13 protein-coding genes are annotated in these 12413 nt (G+C 67.9%); 6 read left to right on the top strand and 7 right to left on the bottom strand.

Going from position 1 to position 12413, the window contains the following annotated elements; genetic code table 11:
* Window positions 1-23: 23 nt before the first annotated feature.
* The 4 genes from K2W61_RS23105 to K2W61_RS23090 form a co-directional block, all read right to left on the bottom strand.
* Window positions 24-1043: a histone deacetylase family protein gene (locus tag K2W61_RS23105; protein WP_175139940.1), complete on the bottom strand. Its 1020-nt coding sequence runs from the start codon at window positions 1041-1043 to the stop codon at window positions 24-26.
* On the bottom strand, window positions 1040-2365 hold the full coding sequence (locus K2W61_RS23100; protein ID WP_175139939.1) for an MFS transporter: 1326 nt from the start codon (window positions 2363-2365) through the stop codon (window positions 1040-1042). The genes K2W61_RS23105 and K2W61_RS23100 overlap by 4 nt, the downstream gene beginning before the upstream one ends.
* A gap of 234 nt (window positions 2366-2599) precedes the next feature.
* On the bottom strand, window positions 2600-3556 hold the full coding sequence (locus K2W61_RS23095) for a hypothetical protein (protein WP_175139938.1): 957 nt from the start codon (window positions 3554-3556) through the stop codon (window positions 2600-2602).
* Between the two features lie 110 nt (window positions 3557-3666).
* Window positions 3667-4758: an MBL fold metallo-hydrolase gene (locus tag K2W61_RS23090; RefSeq protein WP_236756653.1), complete on the bottom strand. Its 1092-nt coding sequence runs from the start codon at window positions 4756-4758 to the stop codon at window positions 3667-3669.
* 131 nt (window positions 4759-4889) lie between these two features.
* Between K2W61_RS23090 and K2W61_RS23085 the strand changes: the two genes are divergently transcribed.
* From K2W61_RS23085 to K2W61_RS23070, 4 genes are all read left to right on the top strand, one after another.
* Window positions 4890-5507 carry a TetR/AcrR family transcriptional regulator gene (locus tag K2W61_RS23085; RefSeq protein WP_175139937.1) on the top strand — a complete coding sequence of 206 codons (618 nt, stop codon included), beginning with the start codon at window positions 4890-4892 and terminating at the stop codon, window positions 5505-5507.
* 96 nt (window positions 5508-5603) lie between these two features.
* Window positions 5604-6029 carry an Hsp20/alpha crystallin family protein gene (locus tag K2W61_RS23080; RefSeq protein ID WP_175139936.1) on the top strand — a complete coding sequence of 142 codons (426 nt, stop codon included), beginning with the start codon at window positions 5604-5606 and terminating at the stop codon, window positions 6027-6029.
* Between the two features lie 63 nt (window positions 6030-6092).
* Window positions 6093-6740 (top strand): BON domain-containing protein, encoded by a 648-nt coding sequence (locus K2W61_RS23075; protein ID WP_175139935.1) that lies wholly within the window; start codon window positions 6093-6095, stop codon window positions 6738-6740.
* A gap of 24 nt (window positions 6741-6764) precedes the next feature.
* Entirely contained in the window at window positions 6765-7748 is a 984-nt protein-coding gene (locus tag K2W61_RS23070) for a zinc-binding alcohol dehydrogenase family protein (RefSeq protein WP_419761617.1), read from the top strand.
* 137 nt (window positions 7749-7885) lie between these two features.
* Here the strand turns inward: K2W61_RS23070 and K2W61_RS23065 are convergent, their stop codons facing one another.
* Window positions 7886-8533: a BON domain-containing protein gene (locus K2W61_RS23065; protein WP_236756651.1), complete on the bottom strand. Its 648-nt coding sequence runs from the start codon at window positions 8531-8533 to the stop codon at window positions 7886-7888.
* A 241-nt stretch (window positions 8534-8774) separates the two neighbouring features.
* Here K2W61_RS23065 and K2W61_RS23060 point away from each other — a divergent pair, with 241 nt between their 5' ends.
* On the top strand, window positions 8775-9824 hold the full coding sequence (locus K2W61_RS23060; RefSeq protein ID WP_175139932.1) for a CHAD domain-containing protein: 1050 nt from the start codon (window positions 8775-8777) through the stop codon (window positions 9822-9824).
* A 214-nt stretch (window positions 9825-10038) separates the two neighbouring features.
* On the opposite strand, the gene K2W61_RS23055 is transcribed toward K2W61_RS23060, so the two are convergent.
* On the bottom strand, window positions 10039-10497 hold the full coding sequence (locus K2W61_RS23055) for a universal stress protein (RefSeq protein WP_175139931.1): 459 nt from the start codon (window positions 10495-10497) through the stop codon (window positions 10039-10041).
* 194 nt (window positions 10498-10691) lie between these two features.
* Here K2W61_RS23055 and K2W61_RS23050 point away from each other — a divergent pair, with 194 nt between their 5' ends.
* The gene (locus tag K2W61_RS23050; protein WP_175139930.1) at window positions 10692-11924 is read left to right on the top strand and encodes an MgtC/SapB family protein; all 1233 of its coding nucleotides are present in this window, start codon (window positions 10692-10694) and stop codon (window positions 11922-11924) included.
* On the opposite strand, the gene K2W61_RS23045 is transcribed toward K2W61_RS23050, so the two are convergent.
* On the bottom strand, window positions 11909-12391 hold the full coding sequence (locus tag K2W61_RS23045; protein ID WP_175139929.1) for a hypothetical protein: 483 nt from the start codon (window positions 12389-12391) through the stop codon (window positions 11909-11911). The two genes, K2W61_RS23050 and K2W61_RS23045, sit on opposite strands and share 16 nt — an antisense overlap.
* Window positions 12392-12413 lie beyond the last annotated feature (22 nt).

Here is a 12413-nt window from a genome sequence, read left to right as displayed (position 1 = left end):
CGTCCGCCGCGCCAGCCCCCTATTCAAGTGCCGGCCAGCCCCGCGAAGAAGCGCGCGGCGTTCGATTCCAAGCCCTCGATATAGTAGCCGCCTTCCTGCACGATCAAGGTCGGCAGCTTCAGCCCGGCGACCTCGCGCCCGAGCCGTTCGAAACCGTCTTCCGATACCGCCACCATGGCCTGCGGGTCTTTCTCGAAGATGTCGAAACCCAGCGACAGCACCAGCACGTCCGGCTGGAACCGTTCGATCGCGGCGCGCGCTTCGGCCAGCCGGTCGAAGAACACCGACTCGGGCGAGCCGTGCGGCATCGGCAGGTTCAGGTTGCAGCCTTCGCCTTCGCCGGCGCCGCGCTCGTCCTCGAAACCGGCGACCACCGGATAGAAGTTCTCGGGATCGCCATGGATCGACACGTACAGCACGTCGCCGCGTTCGTAGAAGATGTCCTGGATGCCCTGGCCGTGGTGCATGTCGGTGTCCAGGATGGCGACCCGGCCGAACGTGTCGCGCAGGCGCTGCGCGGCGATGGCGGCGTTGTTCAGGTAACAGAAGCCGCCGGCTGCGTCGCGGCGCGCGTGGTGGCCGGGCGGCCGGCACAAGGCATAGGCGTGGCGGTCGCCAGCGGCAAGGCGGTCGGCGCCGGCAATGGCGCACTGCGCCGACCAATAGGCCGATTGCCAGGTGTTCGGGCCCACCGGGCAACTGCCGTCGGCCAGATAGCGCGCGGCCTGCGCCAGCACCCCGCGCAGGGCATTGGGTTCGCGCACGAAGACATTGGAGACCACCTCGTCGCCCCAGTCATCGGGCAGCTTCTTCCATTCGGCATGCGCCTCCCGCAGGAAACGCAGATAGGCCGGCGAGTGCACCGCTTCGAGCGGGGCGCTGCCGTGGTCGGGCGGCGCCTGCACGTCGAAGCCCAGGTTGCGCGCCGCCTGCGCCAGCGCGTCCAGGCGCGACGGCACTTCCTGCGGCGTGCGCATCTTGCCGCGTGAGAAATAGGTCTGCGGATGGTGCAGTTTCTGATCGTCGTGAAAGTACGCCTTCATGCTCGATGACCCTCTGGTTGGAATTGGACCTGGCGCCGGCCGTGGGCGCCCAGCGCCAGCACGGATACCAGGGAAAGCAGCGAAATCACCGAGAACAGCACGGCCAGCGGCCACCATTGGCCCTTGAAGTTCTCGGCCAGTACCGTGCCCAGCATCGGCGTCAGGCCGCCGAAGATGGCGCCCGACAGCTGATAGGCCATGGAAATCCCGGTATAGCGGATCGCGGTCGGAAAGCTGTCGCTGACGAAGCCGGCGATCACCGCATAATAGGCGCCCATGAACAGCACCGCCACGCCGATGCCCAGCGTGATCGCGCCCAGCGAACCGACATCCACCAGGTTGAACATGGCGTAGGGCGTGAAGACCGATGCCAGCGCCATGGTGGCCAGAAAGCGCAGGTTGCCGACGCGGCCGGCGAGATGGGCCGCCAGCGGCGTGATGAAGAACTGCATGATCGACACCACCAGCAGGCAGTCCAGGATGACGGCGCGGCTCAGGCCCACGTACTGGGTGGTGTAGGCGATCATGAAGGTGCTGGTGAAATAGAACCCGGCAATGCCCAGCACGTTGGCGCCCACGGCCAGCGCCAGCAGCCGCGGGGCGCCGGTCAGCACCTGTGCCAGCGGCGCGCGGGCGGGTTTGGCGCGTTGCGCCTGGGCCTGCTTTTCCTCCAGAAAGTCGGGCGATTCATTCACGCTCAGGCGGATCAGGAAGCCCACCAACAGCAATACGGCCGAGAACAGGAACGGCACGCGCCAGCCCCAGCTCAGGAAGTCGGCGTCGTCCAGCCCGGTCACCAGCTTGAACATCAGCATCGACAGGATCAGGCCGGCCGGGCTGCCCAACTGCGCGAAGGAGGCGAAGAAGGTGCGCTTGTTCTTGTCGGGCGAATGCTCGCCCGCCATCAGAACGGCGCCGCCCCATTCGCCGCCCACCGCCACGCCTTGCACGATGCGCAGCAGCACCAGCAGCACCGGCGCCCAGACACCGATCGAGGCGTAGGTCGGCAACAGCCCGATCAGCACGGTCACCGAGCCCATCATGAGCAGGGTGATGACCAGCGATTTCTTGCGGCCGATGCGATCGCCGATATGACCGAACAGCGCGCCACCCAGCGGGCGCGCGAAAAAGCCCACGGCAAAGGTGCCGAAGGCCGCCAGCGTACCGTAGAAGCCGGTGGCGGACGGAAAGAACAGTTTGCCGAACACCAACGCGGCCGCGGTGGCGTAAATATAGAAGTCGTACCACTCGATCATCGTGCCGATGAATGCGGCGGTCGACGCGCGCACCGGCTGGTGGCCCGTCTTGGTATTTCCCCTCATGAATTCTCTCTCTGTGTATGGGTTGAGGTTGCTGCGTGATCGTTATACGCGGGCCTCGCCCATAAGAAAAATTCTGAATTCTTATCCGCGAAATTCAGCGGATTTATGAGTGGAAACCCTAGTATTGGCCGACGATGCGCGCAGGATGCCGCGGTGCGGCCTGCCGGCGCGACCGCGCCTGGACAGACCTCGCGCCGCGCCGTGGCCGAGAAGATCGAAGCGGGGTGGGGCGCCTCAGCGCGCCGGCCGCCAATCGCGCTGGCAGTTGGCCACCGGGCGCAATTCATTGGCCGCTGCCAGGCGCAAGGCTGGCTTGGCCCCGGCCACGTAGACCAGGTTGCGCGCCCGCCACACGGCCAATTCGGCGAACGGCACCTGCGCCGACGACGCGCCGCCGGTGCCCCAGAAATCCATGCTCGGCGCATCCAGGCAGGCATCGCGCGCCGCCACGCTGGCCAGCTCGCGGCCCGTCGCCAGGTCCACCGCCCGAAAGCGCACGGGCGTCGGCCGCTGGCGCAGCGCTGCCGCGATCACCACCGGCGTGCCATTGGCCGTCTGGCCCACGCTCGCCGGCTTGACGGTCTGCACTTCCTGGTCGCGCGGCACCAGCAGGAAGGCCACGCCATTGTCGATATCCAACAGGCGGCCGCGTCCCAGCTTCACGGCCTGGAACGGCTCGTGGCGGATCAGCGTGGTCTCGTACCCGCCGTTCTCGTAGCGCGTCCAGCCGGGTACTCCGGCATTCAGGAACACCAGGCCGCCGATGCCGTCGCCATCGCCTTCCTTCTGCACGGGGATGTCGGTGATGCGCAGGTCGCCGCCGCCGACATCCAGGTACAGCAGGTTGCCGTGGCCGGCGGTGCGTGTGACAAAGGCCAGCACCCCATGGCCATTGATTGCCTTGGCCGGTCCGCAGAAATAGTCGCGCGCGCGGCGCGGATCGCCCGGCGGCAGGAAGCGTTCGCCCAGCTTGACGCCCTTGCCGCAGAGCGGCTGGCGCTGGTAGGTCAGGGTGTATTGGCTGGCATTGCGCCGCTTGCCTTCCAGGTAATCCTGAAAGCCGATGTCGGTCTCTTCGACCCGCAGCCCCTTTTCGTTGTAGACGGTGCGCGCCTGCAATGGGCCGGCCAGGGCCAGCGCCACCAGGGCGGCGGCCAGCAACGGCCGCGGGCAGATCTGGGGATTCCGCATGTTTCTTGTCATTAGCCGGTTGCCGATGGGGCACCTTAGCACAAGGGGCCATACGGCTCGACGGCCAGAGAAGGCCCCCACGCGCCGCCGCGGTGACCGGTCTTGCCGGCTCACCGGGCCCGGCAAGGCGCCAGGTAGCGGCGCGTACCGGCCGCCGGCTGGCGCGCGACAACCGCCCGCCACCAGGGCGACCCCGGATGCGGCGCCTCCAGGTCCAGCCGCTCGCCCATCTCGGGCGTGGCCAGCGCCACCCCGCGTTCGGCGGCAAGCGCGGCGATGCGCTCGAACGGTTCCTGCCAGGCATGCATGGCAAGGTCGAAGGTGCCGTTGTGGATCGGCAGCAGCCAGCGCCCGCGCAGGTCCAGGTGGGCCTGCAGGGTCTCCTCCGGCTGCATGTGCACGAAGGCCCAGCGCTTGTCATAGGCCCCGGTTTCCATCAGCGTCAGGTCGAACGGGCCGAAGGCATCGCCGATGGCCTTGAAGCCATCGAAATAGCCGCTGTCGCCGCTGAAGAACACGCGCATGCCGGCGTCGTCGATGACCCACGAGGCCCACAAGCTGCGGTCGCTGTCGGCCAGGCCGCGGCCCGAGAAATGCTGCGCCGGCGTGGCGGTCAGGCGCAGGCCTTCGACCTCGGTGGATTGCCACCAGTCCAACTGTTCCACCTTGGCCGGATCGATGCCCCACGCGATCAGTTGGTCGCCCACGCCCAGCGGCGCGATGAAGCGGCCGGCGCGCGCCGCCAGGCGGGTCACGGCGGCGCGGTCGAGATGGTCATAGTGGTTGTGCGACAGGATCACGCCGGCGATGGGTGGCAGGTCATCGATGGCGATCGGCGGCGCATGAAAGCGCGCCGGCCCGGCCCATTGCACCGGCGAGGCGCGCTCGGAGAACACCGGATCGGTCAGCCAGTAGCGGCCGCGCAACTTCATCAGGATGGTCGAATGGCCGAGCCGGAACAGGCTGCGGTCGGGCGCCGCGCTCAGTTCGGCGCGGCTCAGCGGCCGCACCGGAATCGGCTGGTCGGGCACGGTGCCCGCCGGCTTGCCGAACAGGAAGGCCCAGGTCAGCTTGAGCCCCTGCCAGAACCCCAGGGAAGGGCGTGGACGGCCATTGTGGAAGCGGCCGTCGCGATGATGCGTCGAAGAGGCGGCGGGAGCAGCGGCCGGCGGGGTGAGGGGGGCGGGCAGCGGAGCGGTCACGGCGCGATTCCTGGCAGGAGAAAGGGGGGGGCGGGGAGGTCAAAAAGTACACTGGCCAGTGTAATTACTTTTTCCATGAAAGTACACCGCTGAGTGTAGAATTTTCCTCACCTCCCAATCAGGACATCCTCATGGCAGAAGCCTCCCAGCGCCTCACCGACAAAAAGCGCGAAGCCATCCTCCGCGCCGCCGTGGAGGAGTTCCGCACGGCGGGCTATGAAGCCACCAGCATGGATCGCATCGCCGCCGCGGCCGGCGTGTCCAAGCGCACGGTCTACAACCATTTCCCCAGCAAGGACGAGCTGTTTGGGCGGATGCTGGAGCATCTGTGGAACCGCAGCATCGCCAACGCCACGGTCGTCTACCGCGCCGACCAGCCGTTGGCGGCGCAACTGCGTCAATTGCTGATGCGGAAACTGGAACTGCTGGGCGACCCGAACTTCATCGACCTGGCGCGCGTCGCGATGGCCGAGATCATCCACACGCCGGAACGGGCGCAGGCCATCGTCTGCCGCATGGGCGCGAAGGAGGGCGGTGAAACCGCCTGGGTCCGCGCCGCCATCGCCGACGGCCGCCTGGCGGCACAGGACGCGGAATTCGCCGGCCAACAATTGCAGGGGCTGATCAAGAGCTTCGCCTTCTGGCCGCAGGTCACGCTGGGGCAGCCGCCGCTGGGCGCGGCCGAGCGCGAGCGGGTGGTGGACTCGGCGGTGGCGATGTTCCTGGGATGCTACGGGCGCGGTGACTGAATGGCGATGCCTTCTTGACAAAGGTCAACGAGCACCGGAGACGAGGGCTCAAGATGGCGGGACAGGTGTGTCCACACCGCCATCGAAGGAGCCATCATGTCCCGTCTCACTTCCTACAGCCCGCTCTCGGCCGATCCGTTCTCGGACGTCTTTCAAGCCTTTCTGCGGCCCATGCGGCAACGCGCCGATGGCGAATTGCCGCGCATGGACATCGACGTCACCGAGGACAGCGACAAGTATGTCCTGAAGGCCGAACTGCCGGGCGTCGACAAGAAGGATATCTCGGTGCAGATCGACGGGGCCACCGTCATGATTTCCGCCAACAAGGAACAGCGCAGCGAGGTCAAGGACGAAGGCAAGGTCCTGCGCAAGGAACGCTACTGGGGCCAGATCGAGCGCTCGGTCACCCTGGCCAGCCCGATCGATTCGTCCGCCGCCAAGGCCGCGTGCGAAAACGGCGTGCTGGTGCTGACGCTGCCGAAAATGGCGGGCAGCCAAGGCAAGACGCTGCAGATCGAATGACGCCGCGCATCCTCGCAAGATAAGTGGACCGGGGGCGCCTGGTCCGATGACCAGGAGAGCATCATGAGTGACGAAGCACTGCGGGAGCGGATTCGGCAGGCGCTGGCGTTCGAACCCAGCATCGACGAACTGCATATCGGCGTGGCCGTGGAGAATGGCGTGGTGACGCTCAGCGGCCACGTTGAAAGCTATGCGCAGAAACTGGCCGCCGAGCACACCGTGCAGCGGGTCAAGGGCGTGCGCGGGATCGCCCAGGAAATCGAGGTACGCGCGGCTTCGGCCAAGCAGTTGGCGGACGACCAGATCGCCGCGCGCGCATTGAGCATCATCGCCTGGGATTGCACCGTGCCCGATGGCAAGGTGCAAGTCACGGTGCAGAAGGGTTGGGTGACGCTGAGCGGCACGGTGGACTGGTTCTACCAGCGCGACGCCGCCGAACGCGCGGTACGCAAGCTCTCGGGCGTGATCGGCATTTCAAATGCGATCGAAGTCGCGCCCAGCGCGCGTGCCGGCGACATCAAGCGCCGCATCGAGGAAGCGTTGCTGCGCAGCGCCCAGCTGGAATCCAGCCGCATCCAGGTCAGCGTCCAGGACAACAAGGTCACGCTCAACGGCACCGTCAACAGCTGGATCGAGCGTGGCGCGGCCGAACGCGCTGCCTGGTCGGCGCCCGGCGTGGTCGACGTCGCCGACAGGCTGTTGGTGGGTTGACGCGGCCACGGCGCGGGGCGTGCCATGAGAGTCATGTCGCAACGGGCGCCGGGCGCGGCGCTGGCATTGGAGCGGCGGCCAACGCCGCAACCGGCGGCGGGCCAGGTGCGGCTCAAGGTCGAGGCCTGCGCGGTCTGCCGCACGGATCTGCATGTGGTGGACGGCGACTTGCCGGACCTGCGCTATCCCGTCACACCCGGGCACGAGGTGGTTGGCGTGGTCGAGGCAACAGGAGCGGGCGTCTCCCCCGATCTGCTGGGCAGGCGGATGGGCGCGGCCTGGCTGGCGTGGACTTGCGGGCGCTGCGAGTTCTGCCTGTCCGGACGCGAAAACCTGTGCGATGCGGCCGCGTTCACCGGCTACACGCGGGACGGCGGCTTTGCCTCGCACATGCTGGCCGACGCCGCCTATCTCTATCCGCTGCCGCAGCAGGGCGCGCCCGAGTCGATGGCGCCCTGGATGTGCGCGGGCCTGATCGGCTGGCGCGCGTTGCGCGCGGCGGGCGAGGCGGCGCGGCTCGGCGTGTACGGCTTCGGGTCGGCGGGTCAGGTGCTGGCACGGATTTGCGCCTGGCAACGGCGCAGCCTGTATGCTTTCACGCGCGCGGGGGACACGGCTACGCAAAACCATGCGCGCGCGTCGGGGGCAGTGTGGGCCAGCGGCAGTGGCGATGCGCCACCGGTACCGCTGGACGCGGCCATCATCTTTGCGCCGGTCGGTGAATTGGTGCCGATGGCGCTGCAAGCGGTGCGCAAAGGCGGCTGCGTGGTCTGCGGCGGCATCCACATGACGGATATTCCCGCATTTCCCTACCGCCTGCTGTGGGGCGAGCGCAAGCTGGTGTCGGTGGCCAATCTGACGCGCGCGGACGGCCGGGAATTCCTGGCGCTCGCGCCCACGGCGGGGGTGCACTGCGAGGTCCGCGCCTATCCGCTCGAGCATGCCAATGCGGCCCTGGAAGACCTGCGCCAGGGCCGCCTGCAAGCCACCGCCGTGCTGATTCCGTGAAGCGTGGCTCGTTCCGGGCCAGCGCGCGGGTCTTGGGGGCGGGCCAGCAGCGTCCGGATACCACTGGCAAGCGCCGCATCGGAGGATACTGTCGTGCCGCCGGCTGCGGGTGGTACGGCGCAATAGCGCGGGAACCGTCAGCGGATTTCCAGGCGGTCGTCCACGCCCGCCACGCTGGGGGTGCTCCAGGCGGCCAGTTCGGCCGTGTGGCGGTCCGCCCAGCTCCTGACTTTGCCGGTCAGTGTGACCTTGCGGTCGCGTACCGAAACCTGAATGTCATTGGCCTCCAGTTCCGCGCTGCGCTTGAGCGCATTCTGGATACGTTCCTTGATGTCGCCCGCAGGCACTGCGGCTTCGAGAGCGATCTGGTTGGACACACCCTTGACGCCGGAAAGACGGCGCACGGCGCTTTCAGCGGCTGCGCGCTGATAGTGCCAGTCGACCTTGCCCGTCAGCGTGACCCATCCCTGCTGGACCTTGACCTGGATCTTGTCGTCCGGGATCGACACATTCCAGCCAATGCTGCTGATCGCGCGCCGGGCCAGTTCGTCATCCGAATTCTCCTGCTGCAGGGCAGTGCGCACCTCAAGGTCCTGGGCGATGCCTTTGACCCCCTTGAGATGCGAGACGATCCGCTCGGCGTCGTACTTTTCACTGTAGCTCCCGACGTGGCCGGTCAGTGTGACAACGCCGCCAGCTGCGGCGACTCCGATGCCTGAAGCGTCGATGCGTGGGTCGAATTCCAGGGCGTCCAGGACATTGCGGCGTAGTTCTTCGTCTTTCATGTTGAATCTCCAATGGCTACTGGGAATAAACGGAGCGGCCGGCACGCGGGCTTGACCCTGGCGCGATCCAGGCGTCCCGGATTCCCAGTCTCGCGCGCAGGGGAGGGCGCGTATTGAGTCTGGTCAACCGAAAAATTGGGGTCGCGCGAAGCCCGTGGGCGCCGCGAGCTTGACCGGCGTCAACAAGCCTGGCGCGCTGGCGAGTACCGTGGCAGTAATCCCCATTAGGAGGAGTGTGGTCATGACACGATCAACACGGCCGAAACCGGCCAATCGTGGCACCGCGCGGGAATCCCCCGCTGCCACGCGCCCCGCCCGCGCCAAAGGCGATGGCGATGCCGGAGCCGCATCGCCATCGCCACTGCATGACGGGCTGGAGGCCGTTGCCACAATCTGGTGCGGCGAGATTCGCAGCCGCGTGCGCCGGTTGGGCGAGGGCGAAGCGGCGGTGGGGCCGGCCGAGGCTGACCTGATCCATGATCTGCGGATCCATGTCCGGCGATTGTGCGCCTTGTCAGATCTGTTGCCACGCCCGGCCGACCGACAACCTATGCGCCGCATGCTGCGCCGGGAAGTGGCCTGGGCCATGCAGCCGCTGTCGCGCGCGCGGGATTGGGACGTCTTCGTGACGGAAGTCCTGCCGCGGCTATGCGATGCGGAGCCGGATATCGACCGGCCGGTCTCGATGCACCGTGCCCAGGCGCGTTCCGCGCTGGCGCACGCCGAAATGTACGCCAGCCTGCGCAGTGAGCGGTTCGACGGTATGGTGCGATTATTGCGCGAGCGCAGCGAGGAATTGCATGCCGCCCTGGCCGAGCACGAACCCAAGGCGCTGTACCGCGCCGTGCGTCGTCGGCTCGGCCAATGGGATGCGGCGCTGCGCGAGCGCCTGGACACGGCGGGGCAGGGCGCCCGGCGCCAGCATCAGGCGCGTATCCAGGCCAAGCGGCTGCGCTATGCCAGCGAGGCGTTGCTGCAGCTGTGTCCCAGCCGCGGGCTTGAACGCTATGCCAAGGCCCTGGCCGGCCTGCAATCGGCCCAGGGCAGCTCGCAGGACCTGCGCACCGCGGCGCGGCTGGCGCAGGATACCTGCGTCAGCCTTGCCACCGGAAAGCTGGCGCGGCAACGCGTCGTCGACACCTGCCGGCGACTGCGGCGCAAGGCGGATGCCGAGGCGCGCAAGGCCGGCAAGCGCTTGCTGCGACAGCCCGCGTTCTGGTCCGAGGCGAAAAAGGGGCCGGTGGCGCGCCGACTGGCGGAAGGCGCGCTGCCACGCCTGCCGGCGGCGTAGCGCGGCGCTTCTCAGCCCGGCTTGGCGGCGGTGGCGCGCGCCAGCGATCGCGCCAATCGCCGGTTTCATCCTGTCGGTGGACCGCATCGTCCGCGGCTTGTCGTTGTCGGGAAGCCAGTTCGTCAAGGTGCCATTGTTCATGTGCCAGGAGGCAGTTCCGCCCTGCGGGGACGAAGCGGCGGCGCGCCGCGTTCCGTAGGGTCGCGGCGGCGGTTCAGGCCGCGTCTTCCGGCGCGCGTACCAGCAGGACCGGCACGGGCGAGGTGCGCAGGACACTCTCGGCGCTGCTGCCCAGCACCAGCCGACGCACGCCGCGCCGGCCGTGCGTGCCGATCACGATGAGGTCGGCCTTCCACATTTCAGCCTCGGCGATGATGCGCTGCTGCACGGTCTTGTCCAGGTTCTCATACAGCACGCTGTCGACCGGCACCCCTTGGGCGCGCACCGATGCGGTGGCGTGTTGCAGCATCTCGGCGCCATCCTTGCGCAACAGCTCCAGCAACTCGCCCGCGGCATAGCCGTAGGCATCGATACCGAGCGCGAACGACAATTCGTCGATCACATGGATCAGGCGCAGGTGCGCATGGGTAAGCTGCGCCAGGCGGACGGCTTCCTGCAGACCGCGGTCCGAGGTGGGACTGCCATCGACGGGGACGAGAATACGTTGGTACATGCGAGTTCTCCGGAAGGGCGGGATGGCTTTACGGTAGGAGCCGCCCCTCGCATTGTTGTTGACGGGAGTCAAGCGGTGTGGAAATCGCGCGCCGGCGGGGAATCGGCCGCATTGCCGATTCCCGCAGGGCATCTTTTGGCGCAACAATGGCGTTTCTGGCGGTGGCCGCGCCACTGTTACACACTGTGGACATCATGGACACGCAGACTCCCCTCCCGTTCGCCATCGCGCTGGGCATCGGCCTGCTGATCGGCGTGGAGCGTGAACGGCGCAAGCGCGCCGGGTCGGCGCGGCCGGCCGCCGGGGTCCGCAGTTTCGCGCTGACATCGCTGGTTGGTGCGGTGGCCATGTACCTGGGGGGGCCGCTGCTGGTGGGCCTGGCGGCGGTGGGACTGGGACTGGTGCTGCTGGTGCATGAGCGCGCCACGGGCGCGGGGCAGGGCATGGCCACCGGGACGGCCTTGCTGTTGAACCTGCTGCTGGGCAGCCTGTGCCTGCATGACCCGGCGTTGGCGTCCGGGCTGGCGGTCACGGCCGCGATCGTGCTGGCCGCGCGCACGCGCTTGCATCGCTTCGTGCGCAAGGTGCTAAGCCGCGACGAGCTGGTCGATGCGCTGATCCTGGCGGCCGCCGCGCTGGTGGTCTTGCCGATGCTGCCGGACACCTACCTTGGACCGTTTCAGGCCCTGAATCTGCGCACCGTCTGGAAGTTCACCGTACTGGTGATGGCGGTCAGCGCCGCCGGCCACGTCGCCCTGCGGCTGTTCGGTCCGCGTATCGGATTGCCGCTGGCGGGTTTTGCGTCCGGCTTCATTTCCAGCACGGTGACCATCGGGGCCATGGGGCAGCGCGCGCGCGCCGAGCCGTCGCTTATGGGGCCCGCGGTGGCGGGCGCGGTGCTGTCCTCGATTTCCACCCTGATGCTGATGGCCGCGGTACTGCTGGCGGTCAGCCCGGCCACGCTGCAGGCGTTGATAGTGCCCCTTGCATGCAGCGGCGCGGCGGCATTGGCCTATGGCGGGATGTTTCTCTTCAGGGCGATGCGGCAACCGCCCGCCACGCCGATGGAACCCGGACGGCCCTTCAAGCTGCAGGCGGCGCTGACCCTGGCGCTGGTGGCGGCGGCGGTGCTGGTCGGGACGGCGGCGCTGAACGCGTGGTTGGGGCAGCAGGGCATCGCGTTGGCGGCACTGCTCGGCGGGTTTGCCGACACCCACGCGGCGGCGGTCTCGGTGGCGACGCTGGTGGCGTCCGAGCGGATTCTGCCTGCGCAGGCGGCCGTGCCGGTGCTGGCGGCGCTGTCAGCCAACACCGTGAGCAAGGCGGTGTTCGCGGCCGCCAGCGGCGGGCGCCGTTTCGCCGCCCAGGTGGTGCCGGGATTGCTGCTGATGATCGCCGGCGCCTGGGCCGGCTATGCGCTGGTCTGAGCGTGACGATCGCCGCCGGTCCCGTTGCCCTGCGACAGGAACTGCGCGGCGCCTTCGGCGATCTGCGCCATGCGCTCCTGCCAGGGGCTCTGGCTGCTGCGGATAGCGGCGACGGTCGCGGCTGAGGCTTCGCGCCCGATCTTCTCCAGATCGCGCAGATAAGCCATTTCGCGGCCCATCAACTCCATCATGAATTTCTGTTGCAGCGCGAGTACGGCGCCCACGGTGTCGGCGGCATCGACTTCGGCGCGGGTGTTCTCGACAAAGGCCAGCATCTCCTTGTCGGTCTTGAGCTGCAGCGTGCGCAACTGCCGCAGCATGTCGAAATAGCCGCAGGCCGAGGCCAGGAAGCTATTGAGACCGTACTTGTACAGCGTGGCATGGGGTTCGTATTCGAGCTGCATGGCGGGATCCTCCATGGGGGACTGCGCGGGCACGGGTGCCGCGCGGCCAGGAAGTTCCAGCATAGGCGCGCCGCGCCGCCCGACA

Source organism: Achromobacter pulmonis, from assembly GCF_021733725.1.
GTDB lineage: Bacteria > Pseudomonadota > Gammaproteobacteria > Burkholderiales > Burkholderiaceae_B > Achromobacter > Achromobacter pulmonis.
Note: the sequence above shows the minus strand (reverse complement) of the source record. Positions and strands in the feature narration are given on the sequence as shown.